We start from the raw sequence: 18,433 nt of genomic DNA on the forward strand, positions 1-18,433 counted from the left end.
ATCAGACCCTATCGGCCGGCGGTCAGCTCTCGGGTGAGCGCAGGACACGCAGGTGGCCCCGCCGGCCGGCCTCGGGGCGACCGTCGCGGTCCTGCGGCTCGGGCGCCGGCTGCGGGGGCTGCGGCGGGCGGGCGGCCTCGCGCACCGCGTTGGCCAGCGCCTCGAGGTCGTCGCTGCTGGGCTTGCCCGCGCTCGGATCCGGCGCCAGGCGCACGACATCCCAGCCGCGCGGCGCGGTCAACCGCTCCGAGTGCTCGGCGCACAGGTCGTAGCAATGGGGCTCGGCGTAGGTCGCGAGAGGGCCCAGGACGGCCGTGGAGTCGGCGTAGACGTACGTCAACGTGGCGACTGCGGTTCGACCGCAGGCGGTCCGCGAACAGCGACGTACAGGGCTCACGACGATGGACGGTACCGCAAGCGGACCCAAGCCGCGTCGTATCCGGGTGCGGTGTGACTCACGTGTCGCTCCTCACAGGGTGTCGGCGGCGTCGGCCGCCGCCCGACGGGGCCCGCGTCCGGGCGGGGACCGGGCGCGGAGCGAGCCGGCGTGGACCGATCCGGATCCGGCGGTCAGGCTCTAAGCTCGTCCCGTGCACAACGAGCACTCGGTCCCCTCTTCTCCCCGCGAGCGCGACCGGCGCCGCCGCAGTCGGCGCGACCGGCACGGCCGCGGCATGCGCGGTCCGCTCGCCCCACCCCCCGTGCCGATCGCGCTCACCCGCGCGCAGCGGTTCGACGACCTCGCCGCCGATGTCGTCGAACGGCTCGCCAAGCGCTGGCCGCAACTGGAGGAGGTCCGCTTCGCGGTCCTGGACGTGCCCGAGGCCGAGACCGCGGTGAACGGCGACGAGGCGGTGGCGCTGGGTCGGCTGGTGCCCGCGACCAAGGCCGTGCCCGCGACGATCATCCTGTACCGGCGCCCGCTGGAGTTGCGCGCGGAGGGCCGGGCCGAGCTGGAGATGCTGGTCAACGACGTGCTCGTGGAACAGGTCGCGGACCTGCTGGGCATGGATCCGGACACCATCGACCCCGACGACTGAGCGGGAAGACCACCGCGCCGGCCCGGGTCCCCCTCGTGGGGGCCCGGGCCGGCGCGTCGTGGGCGATCGGGTGCGGTGGCGGCCGCGACCGGCGCCGGCGGCCGATCGGTGCCGGGTCTACCGCTGCGGGACCAGCAGGGACAGGTCCTCGCGCGCGTTGGGCACCACCGCGGTCTCCGGGGCCGGCACGAACGGCTGGACCGTGAAGGCCGCGGTCTTGCCGATCGTCTCGGTGAGCGTGCGCACCACGTGCACCGGCTGCGAGCCGGCCTGCGGTTCGGCGACCACCGCGAACCGGGTCGCCCCGGCGGGCACCGGGGCGGGCACCTGCACGGTGGTACCGGCGGGCACCTCGACGTCGGCGGACACCGGCTCGCCCTTGTCGCCGATCGAGGTGAGCTTGACCTTGGCCGGGCCCTTGGGCGCGGTGATCGAGATCGTGCTCGTGACCGCGCCGCCGCTGCGGTTCTCCGCGACCACCGCGCGCCCGGCGAGTTCCGGGGTGGCGGCCAGGAAGGCCACCTCGGCGTCCGTCCCGGTGCCCTGCACCACCCGGACGCCGGCGATGATGTCCGCGCGGCCGGAGACCAGCCGGATGGCGCCCGCGTCGGTCCGGTTGACCGGGCCCAGGTCGATCACCGTCAGCTTGTTGCCCTTGATGTCCGCCGTCTCGTGCTCGACCGGCTTGAAGGTGTTCACCTTGCCGGCGATGGACAACTGCACGTCGGTGCTCTCGCCGCTCGGCGACAACATCATCAGTTGCACGTTGCCCGCGTCGCCGGTCAGCCCGGGCAGGCCGGTGAGGACCAGGTTGCGGCCGGGAGCGCCGGCCGAGGGCAGCCAGTCGGTGCCCACCGCGCCCTCCTGGTCGCGGATCGCCGCGCCGACCCGACCGGTGCGCGCGATCACGTGCACCGCGATGCCGTTGAAGACCGCGCCCGGGTTGAGCGTGCGCAGCAGCACCGGCATCGTCGCGCCGGGCGCGAGCGTCAGCCCGCGGCCCGCCTCGGCCTCGATCGGGCCGTTGGGCCCGAACAGTTCCAGGTCGACGACGGCCGGTGTGTCCTTGCTGTTGGACAGGTACAGGTACGCGTCGCGGTTCTCGGTGGTGGAGGTGCCGACGAACCAGCGGTCGGTGGTCGGTGCCTCGCAGGCCAGACCCGCCAGCCCGCGACCGGCCCCGCTGGGCACCCGGGCGACCGCTCCGGCCGAGAAGCCCGGCGCGAACGCCCCGCCGGCGTTGGCCAACACCGGTGGGACCTCGGCGTTGTCGACGCCGAAGCTCGCGAGCTTGCCCGGCGCCTCGACCTTGGTCCGCACCTTGGTGCGGTCGCCGAGTTCGACGACGCTCGCCTCGCCGGCGCCGGCCGCGCCCTGGCCGGGCGGGGTCAGCGCGGAGACCGCCGCCGAACTGCCCGGCAGTTGGCGGATCGACGGGCAGCTCAGCTCCGCCTGCTGGACCGGCACCCGGCTCGCCGCCGGCGGCGGCGCGGCTTTGCTCTCGGTCGGGCGGGTCACGATCGCCAGGCCCACGACGACGGCCAGCAGCGCGACGACGACGGCCAGGGAGAGGGTGGTGCGCTTCACGGGCGGTCTCCCTGCGAGGGCGGCGGCCACGGCTCGTCACCCGAGCGCGGCTCGGGCGGCCATCCGCCGTGGTCCGGGTAGGCGTTCGGGTCGTATTGCGGCGCGGGCACCACGTTGCCGTACTCGTCGTAGACCGGCTGCTGCGGCACGGGGGGCGCCCAGCCGTACGAGCCCGCCGCGTCGGATCCCTCCGGAGCGCCCTGCGGGACCTGGGCACCCTGGGCACCCTGGTCGTACTGGTAGCCCTGGTAGTCCGGGTAGCCCTGGTACTGCTGCCCGTAGTCCTGCTGCGGGTACTGCTCGTAGGCCGGCGTCGCCTGCGCGTCGTAGGCGGCGCCGTTCCACGCCTGTACCGGCACCGGCGCCTCGGCCGGATCGGTGCGCTGTTCGGGGAAGCCGAACTCGTCGAGGCCGTCGCCGCCCGGCGCGACCGGTACCGGCTCCGGCGTCGCCTCGTCCGCCTCGGCCTTGACCCGACGACCGCGCCGACCGGTGCCCTCGCCCGCGGCCGGGATCGGCGCGGCGCTGTCCGGCAGGTCGTCGTCGGTGCCGCGCCTGCGCGCGGGCAGTGCCATCACGAACACCACGAACACCAGGACGCCCTGGACGAGCAGCCACATGCCGTGCCCGCCGGAGGCGTGGGTGAGTTCGAGCCGACCCGCCTCGGGACGCAGCTCGAAGCCCTGCGCCCAGCCGTCCAGCGTGCGAGCGGTCAACTTGCGGCCGCCCTGGGTGGCCTCCCAGCCCGAGTCGGCGCGTTCCGCCAGGCGCAGGATCCGACCCTGCGGGCCGGCCTCGATCCGGGTGGACACGCCCTCGCGGGTGGAGGGGATCGCCTTGGCGCGACCGTCCGGGTCGACGATCAGCGCGCGGCCGACCGGGTATTGCAGGCGCCACAGCGTCGCGCCCTGGGTGGCACCGACCCGGGTCAGGCCCGGGGTGCCGTCCAAACGCGCGGTGAGCTCGTTGCCCACCGGCGGCTTGAGCTGGACGAACTCGATGCCGTACGGAACGAGCATGCTCGCGTCCGCACCGCCACCCCCGGAGAGCAATTTGCCCAGGAACGTGTCGAATTGTCGGTATGTCGATGCCTTGGGCGCCAACTCGGCGTCGCCCAGCGCCGGACCCGCGCCGCGCACGATCGTGTAGCTCACGTTGCCCGGCTCGGGCGCGGTCAGCACCAGCGTGCGCGAGTGCCGCGGGCCGGTGGCCTCCTCGGCCACGAACGCGGGCACCACGACCGGGTCACGCCGCTCCAGCGGCCCGTTCGCGCCCTGCCACAACCAGGCCCCGGCCGCCACGACCGGGGTGAGTGCGGCGAACACGGCCAGCACCACCGCGGCGGGCTGGCGCCAACCGAAGCTGCCGGCCGCGACCCGGGTGCGGGCGTCCTCGGCACCGACCATCGCCGCGGCCACGTAGCCGAGCGCGATCACCACGACGGCCGCGCCGGGCCATGCGGGCGCCTTGTCGCCGGTGGCCTCGACGGTGAGTTCGACGTGACTGGTGACGATCGCCAGCACCAGGCCGACCAGGGCGACCGCCCACGCGCCGAGCACCGCGGCCCGGCGCGAGTCGCGCAGCAGCGCGGCCAGCGCGACCAGCAGCAGCGCGCCGGTCAGCCAGGCCGGCAGCGTGCCGGGGCCGCCCGGGTCCAGCAGCAACAGACCGACCGGACTGGTGCCCTTCTCGGCGAGCGCGTCGCCGGCCAGCCCGGGCTCGGCCAGGAACAGGGTGGGCTTGCCCGCGAGCGCCAACGTCCACGGGCCGAGCAGCACGAGCGGGGTGACGAGCACGACGCCCACCCGCACGAGCAGGCCGACCCCGGGGCGCGCGCCGAGGCGTCCGGCGAAGGACAACCCGACGGCGATCAGCGCGAGCAGCGCGACCGCGAGCCACAGCAGCGGCGTGAACGCCGCCGCGACGGCCAGGACCAGGCCGGTGGCCCAGGCCGCGCGCATGGACGCCTTCAACTCGCCCGCGCCGAGCACCTGCGCCGCGCCTCGGGCGACCACGGGGGCCAGCACGAGCGCGACGGCGGTACCGATCCGGCCGGTGGCGATCGCACCGGTGGCCACCGGGGTCAGTGCGTACACGGCCGCGCCCCACACCCGGACGCCGGGCCCGGAGACCAGCCGGCGCGAGCACAGGTAGGCGCTGATCCCGGCGAGCGGGACGCTGCCGATCAGCAGCACCGCGACGGCGGTGCCGGCCTTGCCCAGCAGGAGCGTGGCGAACGCGGCGAGCGCGCCGACGTAGGGCGGCGCGCTCGCCGCCTCGCCGAAGCCCACCCCGTGCCAGGTGTCGCGGTAGCGGTGCCACAGGTCCGCCGCGCCCTCCGGCGGGGGCAGCAGGGCGCCGCCGAACAGGCTGCCGCCGCCGAGCAATCCACGGGCGGCGAACAGGGTGACCAGGGTCAGTACCAAGGCGAGCGAGAGTCCGGGGCGGCGCATCAGCACGCGCAGCTTGACGAAGCTCTCCGTGTCGAGCGACTCGGAGTCCTCGTCGGTGGGGCCCGACTCCGCGCTGCTGTGTCGACCGGACCGGTTCTCCGGCTCCTCGCTCCGCCGCAGGTTGCCGATCAGGCCCTCGGCGGCGTGCCGAACGGTGGCGGCCCGGCTGGGGAACAGGTCGCCCAGGTCCTTGTCCGACATGGTGCGGGTCCGCGAACGGGCGCGCCGCGCGGAGAGGAACGCGGCCGGGCGCAGCAACACCGCCATGGTGCCGAGCAGTTCGTCCAGGGCCATCCCGGGCAGCTTGCCGAGCAGGTAGCCCAGGCTGCGGAACAGGCCGCCGAACAGCAGGCGCAGGTACAACAACGGCCAGGTCGCGCCGGTGGTGTTGGCCAGCAGCGTGAAGGCGGCGCCCCTGCGGTCCACCCGGTGCGGGCGGTTCGCCGCGACGTCGATCGGCCGGCGCTCGCGCGTGGCCGCCTCGGCGTGTTGCACCACCGCGTCCGGTACGACGACCACGCGGTGTCCGGCGGCGTTGACCCGCCAGCCGAAGTCGGTGTCGTCGCGGGAGAGCGGCAGGCGCGGGTCGAAGCCGCCCAGGCCCTCCCACACGTCCCGGCGCACCAGCATGCCCGCGCTGGAGACGGAGAGCACGCCGCGGACCGCGTCGTGCTGGCCCTGGTCCTGCTCGCGGCGCTCCAGGCCGGTCCAGCGTCGGCCGCTGCCGGTGAGCGTGGTGCCGACCTCGAGCAGTTGCCTGCGGTCGTACCAGCTCCGCACCTTGGGGCCGAGCACGGCCGCGGAGGGCAGTTCGTCGGCGGCGCGCAGCAGCAGGTGCAGCGCGTCGGGGGCGGGCTCGCTGTCGTCGTGCAGGAGCCACAACCACTCGACCGGCTCGGTCGATCGGGGCGGGCGGTCCTGGTCGGTGTCGCCGTACGGGTCCGACGCGTCGTACGCGTCGATCCGGTAGGGCAGGGACGCGGGGTCGACGTGCGGCGCGGCACGCAGGGCTTCGCTCACGGCGGCACCGAACGCGGTCCGTCGCTCGGTGTGCAGCACCGAGCCCTGACCGAGCGCGTCCTCGAGCAGACCGACCGAGGCGTCGGTGCTGCCGGTGTCGACCGCGAGGACGCGCTGGACCGGGCGCTCCTGACCGAGCAGGCCGGTCAGTGTGCGCGGCAGCCAGCGTGCCCCGTCATGGGCGACGAGGATCGCGGTGACGATGTGCCGTGGGAAAGCCGGAGCTTGCGCGTATGCCGACTGATGGCTGAAAAGTGACATCGAGTGCGGGGACCCCGGGGGGCTCGAAGCGGCGTGGTACCAGCGGTCCGGCATCCGGCCGAACGGCCAACACACTACGCGACGGGCACCCCGCGCCCGCGCTGCTCGGACTCGGGCCCGAACAGGCGATGGTCAGACGGCCGCCTTCTTGAGCCTGCGCCGCTCGCGTTCGGACAGCCCACCCCAGATCCCGAAGCGCTCGTCGTTGGCCAGCGCGTATTCCAGGCACTCGTCGCGCACCTCGCACGCGAGGCAGACCTTCTTGGCCTCTCGCGTCGAGCCGCCCTTCTCCGGGAAGAAGGACTCGGGGTCGGTCTGCGCGCACAACGCGCGCTCCTGCCAACCGAGCTCCTCCTCCTCGCTCTCGCCCTCGGCGACCAGTAGCTGGAACAGCTCGCCCATCGCGTGCCTCCTCGACCCGTTTTTGCGTCCCCGTGATTAAGCCGTTACCGGTAACGGTTCACGACGTGTGTGAAATTACAAGCGCGTCGTTGCTGCGACGTCAAGCCGGGCTCTGCTATTAGAGCGGGGATTCACTCCCCGGGAGCACAGCAATCCGAATTGACCACATAAATGGACAGATCCGGACACTCTGTCGTGTCACGTGATCGCCGCGACGTTCCGGGCGGGGAGCGTACCGGCGGGGGCGCGACGACATTCGATGCCAACCCGTGATGACCTCTGCAATGGACTACGCCTCACACGGTCCGCACAGTTCCCCGGACGAGCCGGAAAACCGCGATGATGACCGAGGTCACATACCTCGGCTCACCCGAAAATGGGCCTCCCCGTGCCCGGGAGGCTTCAATCCCTTCCCAGGATTCCTCACCCGAATCGGGCAGCGCTCGGCCGATTCGGGTGAGCGCGGCGCCGGCGGGGCCGTGGCGAGTTGACAGGGACACCCCCCAGACGATGTCCTTTTCCCATGTCCGCACGCTGCAGCCGGTACCGGAGTCGTCCTGTCGACGTCCGTCGGGTGTTCAGCGCGCTGTGTCCGCCGTGCGACCACGTGTACAGCTGTTGTCCGAGCTGTATCGCCTGAGGACGCCTTTTCGGTCGTCCTCCGCGCAAGCGGCGGCACTCTTTTCCCCTTTTATCGGCACGGCCGTCCCCCATGGCCGGATGTCCGTTCGGGTTGCTGTCGACCGCTCGCGTGTTCGCTTTCGATCCGCCGCGTTCGCCTGATCCGCCGCGCCAGAGAAATAGCGCAGACATCCCGAAGGACTCCCCTATGTCCAGCGACATCACCGTCGCCGGCGACCCGCTCGCCGCCCCCGCCGTGCTCGCCCTGCCCGTCGCCCCGCCCGTCCGCCCCGCCGTCGCCCGACTCGCCGCGCTCGCCCGCCGGCACGCCGACCTGGTCGCGGCCGAGCTCGACCAGGTCCGCTACGACCCGATCTCCCGCTGGTACAAGCGGCTCGCCGCGACCGAGGACATGGAGGTCTGGCTGCTGAGCTGGCTGCCCGGTCAGGGCACCGGCCTGCACGACCACGGCGGCTCGTCCGGCGTGTTCACCGTGGTCTCCGGCGAACTGCACGAGCGTTCCCTGGTGGTCACCCCGTTGCGCCGGGCCGGCGCCCGCGAACGGGTGCTCGGCGCCGGCTCCACCCGCGTGTTCGGGCCGACCTATGTACACGAGGTGACCAACATGGGCACCGAGCCCGCGATCAGCGTGCACGTGTACGCACCGCGGCTGGACTCGATGAACCTGTACGACGCCGGCGAGGACATCGCGCGGCCGAGCTTCGAGCCGCTGCGCCGGGTGGGCGTCGAGCGTTCGGGGGACCAGTGGTGAGCGCCGTCGACCGACTCCTCGAGCAGGCCCGGGCCCGGCTGGCGCGGGTGACCCCCGAGCAGGCGCATGCCGCCTTCCACGACGGCGCGGTGCTGGTGGACACCCGCCCCGACTTCCAGCGCGACGTCGACGGCGCGATTCCCGGCGCGCTGATCATCGAGCGCAACCATCTGGAGTGGCGCCTGGATCCCGAGGGTTCGGCGCGGGTGGCCGAGGCCACCGGCTACGACCTGCGCGTGGTCGTGTTGTGCGACGAGGGCTACGCGTCCAGTTTCGCCGCGGCGTCGCTGGTGGACCTGGGGCTGTCCGAGGCGACCGACCTGATCGGCGGCTTCCAGGCGTGGAAGGCCGCGGGCCTGCCGGTGGTGCCGTCGGCGGGCCGCGCTCGGCGATAGAGCGCCACGCCGAGCACGAGCAGCAGGGCCGCGCCGTAGCCGAGTTGATGGGTGGCCCGGACCTGACCCGGGGTCGGTTCCAGGCCCCAGGTGAGGTAGAGGGCGTACCCCGCCGGGCCGAGCGCGAGCCACTCCCAGCGGCGCCCGTCCAGCGCCACCAGCGCGACCACGAGCAGCGCGTACCACGGGTAGGCCGGGGTCAGCACGAACAACATGCCGCCGGTCAGGGTGAGCGCGCCGTGCCACGGGCGGTCCGGGTCGGCCCGGGCCGCCACGACCGCGGCCAGGACGATCAGCACGACGACGGCCGCGTACGGGGTGAGGTCGGTCGGCAGCACCAGGCCGAGCAGACCGAAACGCGCGCCGTCGTCGTAGCGCTCCTCCTTGAGGTAGCCGGGCAGGTAGCCGAGCACGGCGGGGCCGGCCGCGAGCACGTGCGGCAGGTAGACCAGCACGACGGTGAGCGCGGCCGCGCCCAGCAGTCGCACCGGGGCCCGGCGTACGCCGCCGGCCAGCGCGGCGGCGGGGAACATCTTGGTCGCGGCGGCGCCGCCGAGCAGCACGCCGCCCAGGAGCGGCCGGCGGCCGGCGATCGCGGCCAGGCCGAGCACCATGAGCAGCACGCCGAGCACGTCCACGTGCGCGTTGTTGCCACTCTCCAGCGCGACCATCGGACACCACGCCCACCACACCGCGTGTCTGGGGTCGCGGCCGAACCGGCGCAACACCAGCAGCAGCGCGGCGCTCACCAGCATCGCCAGCAACGCGGCGGCGCCCTGGACGGGTTCGGGCCGGCCGGGCGGGGTCGCGACGTGCACGAGCCAGTAGTACGCCTCGGCCACCGGCGGGTAGATGGTGTGCACCTCGGGCCGGTTGATCCGGGTGCACGCGCCGTCCGGCAGCGGGTGCTCGAACCACCCCGAGCACTCGCCCGGCGGGAACAGCCAGTCGTCGCGGAAGCCGGCCACCTCGGGATCCGCCGGCGCGTGCGTATACGGCGAGCGACCCGCGGCCTGGACCCGCCCGTCGAACGCGTAGCGGTAGGCGTCGTCGCTGGTGCGCGGCGGGGCGCCGGCGGCCAGGACGGGCAGCGCGACCGCACCGGCCAGGATCAGCACCACCGCACGGCGCACCGGGAGTCGGTGGACGAGGAAGGCGCCGAGCGCGAACAGCGCCCAGGCGGCGCCGTACACGACGTACACGCCGACGCTGCCGGGGTGGGTCCACGGGCCGTGTACGGCGAAGCCGACGGCGACGGTCAGGCCCAGGCCGGTACCGACGGCGGTGATCGTGGTCGCGGTGCCGGTGGCGGGGGTGCCGATGCCGGGTGTGCCGGTGGTGGGGGTGCTCGTGCCGGCGGTGCTCGATGCCATGCGGCGAGTGTGTCGGCGGTGGGGGCGTTTTCGGGGCGTCCCGGGCCGGGCGTCAGCACTCCGTAAGGCGGTCGGGGTAGGGCGGTCCGGGTCTCCTGGGGTCGAGCGTCGGCACTCCGTAGGGCGACCGGGTCTCCTCGGTCGAGCGTCAGCACTCCGTAAGGCGGTCAATGGGGGCCTGCGGGGGGATTTCGGCGTTGGCTGGGGGGATGAAGCTCGACATCCGCTTGCCGGACCCGCCCGCCGCGTTGCGGCGCGGTCCGTTCCGAGCCGGCGCGTTCCGCGGCGCTCTGCACGATCCGCGTACGGCCGTCCTCGTCGGCCGGTTGCTCGGCCTCGCCTTCCTGATCTGCTTCCTGACCGGCCTGTTCAGCCATCTCCTCCAGCATCAGCCGTACTGGCTCGCGCTGCCGTCCCGGCCGGTGTGGGGGTATCGGGTCACCCAGGGGCTGCACGTGGCGACCGGGATCGCGGCGGTGCCGCTGCTTCTGGTGAAGCTGTGGGTGGTCTATCCGCGACTGTTCGCCTGGCCGCCGGCGAAGTCGGTGGGGCAGGCGCTGGAGCGGTTGTCCATCGCGGTGCTGATGATGGCGGCGATCTTCGAACTCGTCACCGGGCTGCTGAACATCGTGCAGTGGTATCCGTGGCCGTTCCCGTTCGTACCGGCGCACTACTGGATCGCGTGGGTGGCGGCCGGGGCGATCACACTGCATGTCGCGGTGAAGCTGCCGCTGATCCTCGCCCACTGGCGGCGGCCCCGGGGCGGGCCGGCCGATCCCGAAGGGCCCTCGCGGCGCGGCCTGTTGACCGTGCTCGGCGCCGGGGTGGGCGTGGTCACGTTGGCCACGGTGGGGCAGACGGTGACCCCGCTGGGGCGCGTGTCGGTGCTGGCGCCGCGACGGGCGGACATCGGCCCGCAAGGCCTGCCGGTGAATCGCACGGCTGCCGCGGCGGGCGTGTTCACGGCGGTCCGCGATCCCGCGTGGCGCCTGGAGGTGGTCGGCCCGCGACCGTTCGCGCTGACCCGGGCCGAACTGTTGGCGATGGCGCAACACGAGGCGACGTTGCCGATCACGTGTGTCGAGGGGTGGAGCGCGTCGGCGCACTGGTCCGGGGTGCGGATTCGGGACCTGATGGCCCGGGCGGGTGCGCCGTCCGGAGCCCGACTGCGGGTGTTCTCGCACGAGCGGTTCAGTCCGTACTCGGTGATGGAGATGCCGGACGAGTATGCCCGCGACTCGTCGACCCTGCTGGCGCTGATGCTCAATGGCGCGCCGCTGGCCGAGGACCACGGGTATCCGGCGCGGATCATCGCGCCGAACCGGCCGGGCGTGCTCCAGACGAAGTGGGTCGCCCGCATGGAGGTACTGGGATGAGTACGGCGATGGAGCCCGAGCCGGTCGCGCCGCGAACCGGGCGGGTGGTGGGCGCCGTCCGGTTCGTGCTGGGCGCCGCCGGGTTGGCCGGCATCGGGTGGGGCGTGGCCGGTGTCCGGAACGACCCGTTCCTGACCGAGCGGGTGGGTCTGGCGAAGTGGTTGATCGCCGGAGTGCTGCTGCACGACGGGGTGTTCGCCGTCGTGGTCTTCACCGTCGGCGCGTTGGTGATGCGGTTCGGGCGGAGGCCGGCCGCGTGGGTGCGACGGACCGTGCTGGGCGGCCTGGCGGTGGGCGTCGTGGGCACGCTGATCGCGCTGCCGGCGCTGCTACGGCCACTGCCGACGCAGAACCCGTCGGTGCTTCCACTGAACTACGGCCGCGGGCTGGCGATCGTATGGGCGGGGGTGGTGGTGGGGACCGCGGGGGTGGTGGTGTTCCGCCGGGTGCGGGGACGAGAGCGAGACGGGGGTGAGGCCCGGGGCGCGGCTGAGGGGCGGTGATGCGGCGGGTCGGCGGGGCGGCGGGGGGTGGGCTGTGCGGGGGGCTGTGCGGGTTGGCGCCGGCGGGTCGGCGGGGGCAGGCTGTGCGGGTCGGCCGGCGGGTCGGCGGCGGGTCGGCGGCGGGTCGGTCGGCGCGTGGTCGAGTCCGGGCCGTCGCCGGCTTTGGAGCCAGGCGGAGACGGCTCAGGGCAGTGCAGGGCGGCGAAAGCGCGGCCCAGGCGGGACAGTCGGCGCGTATTCGGGCTCGGGCCGTCGCCGGATCGGGGACGGCCGGCGACGGCTCGGAACCGATGCGGGGTGGCGGAAGCGCGGCCCAGGCGGGCCGGTCGGCGCGTATTCGGGCTCGGGACCGGTACAGGGTGGCGAAGGCACGGCCCAGGCGAGCCGGTTCGGCGCGTGTTGGAGGCCCGGGTCGCCGGCTCGGGACCGGTCGGCGAGGGTTCATGAGCGGCGCAGGGCAGCGGAGGCGCGGCCCGGTCGGGGCGGTCGGGGCGTGTTCGAGCCCGGCCGTCGCGGATTGGGAGCCGGTCGGCGACGGCTCAGGAACGGCGCAGGGCAGCGAAGGCGCGACCCGGTCGGGGCGGTCGGCGCGTGTTTAGGCCCAGCCGTCGCGGCTCGGGACCGGTCGCGAGGGCTCATGAGCGGCGCAGGGCAGCGGAGGCGCGGCCCGGTCGGGGCGGTCGGGGCGGTCGGGGCGGTCGGGGCGGTCGGCGCGGGTTCGAGCCCGGCCGTCGCGGATTGGGAGCCGGGCGGCGACGGCTCAGGAGCGGCGCAGGGTGGCGAAGGCGCGGCCCGGGTGGGTCCAGGTGTCGGTCACGGTGAAGTGGTGCGTCGGGGCGAGCCGGCGCAGCGCCGGGGTGCCCACCCGGGCCCAGCGGAAGGCACCGCCGTGGCTGCCGCGGTCGTCTTCGACCCGGGCCGCGAAGCGTTCGTACACGTCCTGTGGATCGGTCTCCACCACGAGCAGGCCGCCGGGGGCGAGCAGGCCGTGAATGCGGTCGAGCAGCCCGCCCGGGTCGCCACCGATGCCGATGTTGCCGTCGGCGAGGAGGGCGACCGCCCAGCGACCCTCACCGGGCAGCGGGTCGAACACCGACCGGCACAACGCGGTGGCCCCGGCGGTCCGGGCCCGCGCGACGGCGGTCGGCACCGGGTCGACACCGAGCGCGGTCACGCCTCGACGGCTCAGCGCCGCGGCCAGTCGGCCCGGGCCGCAGCCGACGTCCAGGGTGGGACCGGTGCAGCGGGCGAGCATGGTGTCGTCGGCGGTGTCCGGTTCGGCGCACCAGCGGGCCAGTTCGAGGCGTTGCCGACGGTGGCCGTGCCGGCGGACGTACACGGCTCCGCCGTCGCGCAGGGCGAGCGCGTACGGGTCGGTGGTCCGGGCCTCCGTCCCGAGGTGGGTCGGAGCGTCCGCCGGGATGTCGGACCGCGCGTTGGCCGGGTCGGCCCCGCGTTCGGGCTCGCGGACCAGGGTCATGCGTACACCTCGCCGCCGAGCAGTGCGCGGGCCACGCCGGCGCAGTGGGTGCCGGGGATGTCGCGGGTGACGGCGGCCAGGTCGGCGGCCGTGTCGATGTCGGTCAGGGTGGGCAGGTCGCGCACGGTCAGTCCGGCGGCGAGCAGCCGGGACCGCTGGACCGCGCCGGTCCGCGGCACCGACATCGGTACGCCGGGGAACACCGACGGGTCGGGTTCGCGCAGCCCGATCGCCCAGAATCCGCCGTCGGTCGCCGGGCCGAACCACGCGTCGGCGGCCGACCAGTCCACGGTCAGCAGTTCGGGGGTGACCTGCGGGGTGTCCATGCCGATCAGCAGGGTCGGCCCGGTACAGCCGGCGAACGCGGCCGCCAGGCGCAAGTCGAGTCCCCCGGCCCCTTGCGGCACCACCTCGAAGCCGGCCGGCAGCCACGGCCCCGGTTCGCCCGCGAGCACCAGGACCCGACGGCGCGCGGGCGTCGCGAGCACCGCCGCCAGTGTGTCGGTGAGCGCGGCCTCGGCCACCGCCGCGGCCTGGTCCGGGGTCAGCGGCGGGGTCAGCCGGGTCTTGACCCGGCCCGGCAGCGGCGCCTTCGCGATGACCAGGAGGGTGCTCACGCGGGCCGCCCGGCACGGGCGAGGACGGCGCTCATGTCCCGGACCGCGGTGACCGTACCCCGCACCGTGCCGGTCACCTTGGAGCGGCCCGAGCGCGGCAGGTACCGCACGTTCGTCTCGGCGATCCGCCAACCGGCGTCGGCGGCGCGGACCACGGTCTCCAGCGGGTAGCCGGAGCGGCGGTCCGAGACCTCCAGCGCGAGCAGGTCGGCGCGCCGGGCGGCCCGCATCGGGCCGAGGTCGTGCAGCCGTGCTCCGGTACGTCGGCGCAGGCGGCGGGCCAGGACCGCGTTGGCCAGGCGCGCGTGCGGCGGCCAGGCGTTCAAGGTCTGCGGGCGGCGGCGGCCGAGTACCAGGTCCGCGTCGCCGGCGAGCACGGGTCCGGCGACCGAGGGCAGTTCGTCCGGGTCCAGCGACGCGTCGCAGTCGCAGAAGCACACGATCGGCGCGGTCGCCGCGAGCAGGCCCGCGTGGCAGGCCGCGCCGAAGCCACGGCGTTCCTCGACCACCACGCCGGCGCCGAGCGAGCGGGCCAGCGCGGCCGACCCGTCGCGCGAGCCGTTGTCCACGACGATGGGGCGGTATCCGGCCGGCATCCGGGCAAGCACCCACGGGAGCGCGTCGGCCTCGTCGAGACACGGCAGCACGACGTCCACGACATGCTCGGCGGGATACGCCGAAGAGGCTTCCATGTGCTCGGCAGGGTGCGCCGAAGAGGCTTCCATGTGCTCGGCGGGATGCGCCGAAGAGGCTTCCATGCGGCTCACGCTAAGTACGTGCCGGCCGCATCCCCAGGCTTGACGTGCTTACGGAGTGCTGACGTCGCGGCGATGCGGCCGTGTGGGTTACGGGCCGCTTACGGATCGATCGCCCGCCGGAATCGTCCCCTTCGCGCACCTACACTCGCCGGCATGAAGGTGCTCGTGGTCGATGACGATCCGACCGTGGCCGAGGTCGTCGTCGGCTATCTCGAACGTGCGGGGTTCGACACGGCGCACGCCGCCGACGGGCCGACCGCGCTCGAGCTGGCAGCCGTCGAGATGCCCGATCTGGTGGTCCTGGACCTGATGCTGCCCGGCATGGACGGGCTGGACGTCTGCCGACGGCTGCGCGAGCGCGGCCCGGTGCCGGTGGTGATGCTGACCGCGCTGGGCGACGAGGGCGATCGGGTGCTCGGCCTGGAGGTCGGCGCGGACGACTACGTCACCAAGCCGTTCAGCCCGCGCGAACTCGTGCTGCGGGTGCAGTCCGTGCTGCGCCGGGTCGCGGGTCCCGGCGCGCCGACCGCGGCGCCCTCGGTACTGCGACACGCGGACATCGAGGTGGACGTCGGCGCTCACCGCGTGCTCCGCGCGGGCCACGAACTCTCGCTCACGGCACGTGAGTTCGATCTGCTGTGCTTCTTCCTCGGCAGCCCGGGACGGGCCTTCACCCGGGAGGAGCTGATGCGTCGGGTCTGGGGCTGGGAGTTCGGCGACCAGTCCACGGTGACGGTGCACGTGCGACGGCTGCGGGAGAAGATCGAGGACGACCCGGCCGCGCCCCGGCTCCTGGTGACCGTGTGGGGCGTGGGCTATCGGCTGGAGGTCGAACCCGGATGCCGGTGAAGGATTTCGCGCTGATCTGCCTGATCGCGGCGGGCAGCGGGCTCGGCGTCACCCTGCTGGGCCTGCTCGGCCTGCGGGCGCTGCGCAATCGTTCGCTCTCGGTCGCGCTGGCCGCGATGTCGGTGGTGACGATAGCCGGCATGGCCGCGGGTACGGTCGGGGTCTCCCAGGCGATGTTGCTCTCCTCGCACGACCTGACCGTGGTGATGGTGGTCTGCGCGGTCTCGGCGGTGCTCGCGATCGGCGTGGCGATGCTGCTCGGCCGCCCGGTGGTGGCCGACGTCCGCGCGCTGCGCGGCTCCGCGCGGGCCTTGGGCGGCGGCGCGCCGGGGCCGTCGCGGCGGGTCTCGGCGGTGGTCGAACTCGCGGAGTTGGGACGAGAGTTGGAGCGGGCCGGCGTACAACTGACCGAGTCCCGGGAACGCGAACGGGCGGTCGAGCACGCGCGGCGCGAGCTGATCGCGTGGATCTCGCACGACCTGCGCACGCCGCTCGCGGGCCTGCGCGCGATGGCCGAGGCGCTGGAGGACGACCTGCCCGAGGATCCGGCGCGCTATCACCGCCGGATCAGGATCGAGGTGGATCGGCTCAGCGGCATGGTGGACGACCTGTTCGAGCTGTCCCGGATCCAGGCGGGCGCCCTGAAGCTGACCCTGGCCCGGGTCTCGCTCTACGATCTGGTGGCGGACGCGATGGCCGGCACCGAGGCGTTGGCCCGGTCCTGCTCGGTGCGGCTGGCGGGCGAGGACATCGTCGCGGTCCCGGTCCGGGTGGACGGCCGTGAGATGTCCCGGGCGATCACAAACCTGCTGGTCAACGCGATCCGGCACACCCCCTCGGACGGCACGGTCGCGGTCGGGGTACGCACCGCCGAGGGCGAGGTCGTGGTCTCGGTCACCGACGCGTGCGGCGGCATCCCCGAGGAGGACCTCCCCCGAGTCTTCGACACCGGCTGGCGCGGCACCCACGCCCGAACCCCCTCCCCTGGCGGCGGCGCGGGATTGGGCCTGGCCATCGTCAGAGGCATCGTCGAGGCCCACGCGGGCCGGGTGGGGGTGGCCAACACGGGCGGCGGATGCCGCTTCGAGGTACGACTGCCGGCGGGGTAGGGGCGGGGGATGGGCCGAGCGGATGGGGCACTGGGGTCGGCGGGGCGGGTCGTGTTGGCGGGGCGCGGGGGTGGGGGTCGGCGCACCTGCGTCGTCGGCGCGGGAGGCAAGGCTCCGAGGTCGCGAGGGTGGCGGGTCGACGCGCCCGTGTCGTCACCGCAGGCAGGCAGCGCGCCTGGGTCGCGGGGGTGGCGGGTCGACGCGCCGGCGTCGGCGTCGGGGGGCGGGCGGCTTGTCTGGATCGCGGGGGTGGGGGTTGGGGCGAGCGCTGGGTGTGGGGCCGCGTCGGTGGGTGGACCGAGAGGTCAGGTGGCGGTGGCGAACTCTGCCATTCCGGTGGCGAAGTCGGTTTGGGCTTGCCAGCCGAGTTCGGATTCCATGCGGGCCGCGGAGGCGGTGATGTGGCGGACGTCGCCGAGGCGGTATTCGGCGGTGGTGATCGGGGTGGGGCCGGCGTGGGCCTTGGCGAGTGCCGTGGCCATTTCGCCCACCGTGTGGGGGACGCCTGTGGCCACGTTGTAGGTGCGCAGGCCGTGGCCGGAGCGCTCCAGGGCGGCCAGGTTGGCGGTGGCGACGTCGCGGACATGGACGAAGTCGCGGCGTTGGCCGCCGTCTTCGTACACCCTCGGCGGCATGCCGGCGCGCAGCATCGAGCGGAAGATCGCGGCGACACCGGCGTACGGGGTGTCCAGCGGCATCCTCGGCCCATAGACGTTGTGGTAGCGCAGCGCGGTGGCCACACCTCCGGTGGCCCGGGCCCAGGCGCCGGCCAAGTGCTCCTGGGCGAGCTTGGTCGCGGCGTACACGTTGCGCGGGTCGGGTGCGGCCTCCTCGCAGATCCGGCCGGGAGTGACCGCGCGCCCGCAGGTCGGACAGGGCGGCTCGAAGCGGCCGGCCATCAGATCCTCGACCGGCCGCGGACCCGGCATCACCTCACCGTGCTCGACGCAATGACCCAGGCCCTCGCCATAGACCACCATCGAACTCGCCAACACCAGGCGTCCGATCCCCGCCCGCGCCATCGCGGCAAGCAACACCGCGGTGCCCAGGTCGTTGCAACCGACATAGTCCGGCGCGTCGTTCAGGTCCAGCCCCAACCCGACCTTGGCGGCCTGATGGCACACCGCGTCCACGCCCACCAACGCCCGATCGACCACCGCCGGATCGCGCACGTCCCCCCGCACCGCGTCCACACCCTCGACCCCCACCACGTCGAGCACCCGCACGTCGTGCCCCGACTCGGTCAGACACTCGACCACGTGTGCTCCGATGAACCCGGCGCCGCCGGTAACCAGGATTCGCATACCGCCAACGCTAGACACGCGGACACCCCCGAAACCCCCCAACCACACCAACGTCACCCGTTCGTAAGACCTACACACCCCCGCCCGCGCCGGCGACCCGGACGCATCGATCCGCCACCCCCACGACCCCACCACCTCCAACTCACCACACCCACGACCCCGTCGGTTCGGCCGTCCCATCCGGCGACACGCGCCCGTCGCCCGCCCCCGGCACGTCTTCTCCCGCGACCCGGTCACCTTCGACCCGCCACCCCCACGACCTCGGCGCCTCGCCTCCCGCACCGACGACACAAGTGCACCGCCCCACCACCCCGATGCGACGCCTCCCCGGTGACAACCACCACCCCGAACACGCCCCACCCCCGACCCGGACAACCCGGCTCGCCCCACCCCCGACGCGTCAGCGCCCCCGACCCACCCCCACCCCGGTGATCGACGCGCGAAGCGCGGAGAGCGGCGGAGCCGCAGGTAGGGACGGTGTGACCCGGAGCGAAGCGCAGGGACACACCGTCC

15 protein-coding genes and 1 pseudogene are annotated in these 18,433 nt (G+C 74.0%); 7 read left to right on the forward strand and 9 right to left on the reverse strand.

The window, feature by feature from the left end; genetic code table 11:
* Positions 1 to 22: 22 nt before the first annotated feature.
* Complete coding sequence (locus tag OG948_RS14270; protein ID WP_395874499.1) at positions 23 to 397, reverse strand: DUF3499 domain-containing protein; 375 nt, start codon at positions 395 to 397, stop codon at positions 23 to 25.
* Between the two features lie 277 nt (positions 398 to 674).
* Here OG948_RS14270 and OG948_RS14275 point away from each other — a divergent pair, with 277 nt between their 5' ends.
* Positions 675 to 1,040, forward strand: coding sequence for a metallopeptidase family protein (locus OG948_RS14275; RefSeq protein WP_078976974.1), 366 nt, complete (start codon positions 675 to 677; stop codon positions 1,038 to 1,040).
* A 117-nt stretch (positions 1,041 to 1,157) separates the two neighbouring features.
* Here OG948_RS14275 and OG948_RS14280 read toward each other — a convergent pair whose 3' ends face one another.
* From OG948_RS14280 to OG948_RS14290, 3 genes are all read right to left on the reverse strand, one after another.
* Positions 1,158 to 2,627, reverse strand: a complete 1,470-nt coding sequence (locus tag OG948_RS14280) for a DUF5719 family protein (RefSeq protein ID WP_406296741.1) — start codon at positions 2,625 to 2,627, stop codon at positions 1,158 to 1,160.
* Entirely contained in the window at positions 2,624 to 6,361 is a 3,738-nt protein-coding gene (locus tag OG948_RS14285) for a glycosyltransferase (RefSeq protein ID WP_406296743.1), read from the reverse strand. Before OG948_RS14285 ends, OG948_RS14280 begins: the two co-directional genes overlap by 4 nt.
* Before the next feature lie 132 nt (positions 6,362 to 6,493).
* Positions 6,494 to 6,763, reverse strand: coding sequence for a WhiB family transcriptional regulator (locus OG948_RS14290; RefSeq protein ID WP_355545315.1), 270 nt, complete (start codon positions 6,761 to 6,763; stop codon positions 6,494 to 6,496).
* 829 nt (positions 6,764 to 7,592) lie between these two features.
* Between OG948_RS14290 and OG948_RS14295 the strand changes: the two genes are divergently transcribed.
* Together OG948_RS14295 and OG948_RS14300 are read left to right on the forward strand one after the other, a co-directional pair.
* Positions 7,593 to 8,156 carry a cysteine dioxygenase gene (locus OG948_RS14295; RefSeq protein ID WP_406296745.1) on the forward strand — a complete coding sequence of 188 codons (564 nt, stop codon included), beginning with the start codon at positions 7,593 to 7,595 and terminating at the stop codon, positions 8,154 to 8,156.
* On the forward strand, positions 8,153 to 8,551 hold the full coding sequence (locus tag OG948_RS14300; RefSeq protein ID WP_406296747.1) for a rhodanese-like domain-containing protein: 399 nt from the start codon (positions 8,153 to 8,155) through the stop codon (positions 8,549 to 8,551). Before OG948_RS14295 ends, OG948_RS14300 begins: the two co-directional genes overlap by 4 nt.
* A gap of 260 nt (positions 8,552 to 8,811) precedes the next feature.
* On the opposite strand, the pseudogene OG948_RS14305 reads toward OG948_RS14300, so the two are convergent.
* Positions 8,812 to 9,924 (reverse strand): annotated as a pseudogene (locus OG948_RS14305) (glycosyltransferase 87 family protein); the annotation flags it as partial.
* A gap of 209 nt (positions 9,925 to 10,133) precedes the next feature.
* Here OG948_RS14305 and OG948_RS14310 point away from each other — a divergent pair.
* Together OG948_RS14310 and OG948_RS14315 are read left to right on the forward strand one after the other, a co-directional pair.
* On the forward strand, positions 10,134 to 11,300 hold the full coding sequence (locus OG948_RS14310; RefSeq protein ID WP_406296749.1) for a molybdopterin-dependent oxidoreductase: 1,167 nt from the start codon (positions 10,134 to 10,136) through the stop codon (positions 11,298 to 11,300).
* A complete protein-coding gene (locus OG948_RS14315; RefSeq protein ID WP_406296751.1) occupies positions 11,297 to 11,803 on the forward strand; it encodes a hypothetical protein in 507 nt (168 codons plus the stop codon). Before OG948_RS14310 ends, OG948_RS14315 begins: the two co-directional genes overlap by 4 nt.
* 760 nt (positions 11,804 to 12,563) lie before the next feature.
* Here OG948_RS14315 and OG948_RS14320 read toward each other — a convergent pair.
* Genes OG948_RS14320 through OG948_RS14330 form a run of 3 tightly spaced genes read right to left on the reverse strand, consistent with a single transcriptional unit; the run spans position 12,564 to position 14,592 of the window.
* On the reverse strand, positions 12,564 to 13,283 hold the full coding sequence (locus tag OG948_RS14320) for a class I SAM-dependent methyltransferase (protein ID WP_406296752.1): 720 nt from the start codon (positions 13,281 to 13,283) through the stop codon (positions 12,564 to 12,566).
* The gene (locus OG948_RS14325; RefSeq protein WP_406296754.1) at positions 13,280 to 13,900 is read right to left on the reverse strand and encodes a DUF2064 domain-containing protein; all 621 of its coding nucleotides are present in this window, start codon (positions 13,898 to 13,900) and stop codon (positions 13,280 to 13,282) included. Before OG948_RS14325 ends, OG948_RS14320 begins: the two co-directional genes overlap by 4 nt.
* Positions 13,897 to 14,592: a glycosyltransferase family 2 protein gene (locus OG948_RS14330; protein WP_406300256.1), complete on the reverse strand. Its 696-nt coding sequence runs from the start codon at positions 14,590 to 14,592 to the stop codon at positions 13,897 to 13,899. The genes OG948_RS14325 and OG948_RS14330 overlap by 4 nt, the downstream gene beginning before the upstream one ends.
* A 219-nt stretch (positions 14,593 to 14,811) precedes the next feature.
* On the opposite strand from OG948_RS14330, the gene OG948_RS14335 reads away from it, so the two are divergent.
* On the forward strand, positions 14,812 to 15,507 hold the full coding sequence (locus OG948_RS14335) for a response regulator (RefSeq protein ID WP_406296756.1): 696 nt from the start codon (positions 14,812 to 14,814) through the stop codon (positions 15,505 to 15,507).
* Positions 15,504 to 16,616 (forward strand): sensor histidine kinase, encoded by a 1,113-nt coding sequence (locus OG948_RS14340; RefSeq protein WP_406300257.1) that lies wholly within the window; start codon positions 15,504 to 15,506, stop codon positions 16,614 to 16,616. Before OG948_RS14335 ends, OG948_RS14340 begins: the two co-directional genes overlap by 4 nt.
* Before the next feature lie 305 nt (positions 16,617 to 16,921).
* Here the strand turns inward: OG948_RS14340 and OG948_RS14345 are convergent, their stop codons facing one another.
* On the reverse strand, positions 16,922 to 17,920 hold the full coding sequence (locus tag OG948_RS14345) for an NAD-dependent epimerase/dehydratase family protein (RefSeq protein ID WP_406296758.1): 999 nt from the start codon (positions 17,918 to 17,920) through the stop codon (positions 16,922 to 16,924).
* Positions 17,921 to 18,433 lie beyond the last annotated feature (513 nt).

Origin of the sequence: Embleya sp. NBC_00888, from assembly GCF_045207655.1 — a bacterium.
GTDB lineage: Bacteria > Actinomycetota > Actinomycetes > Streptomycetales > Streptomycetaceae > Embleya.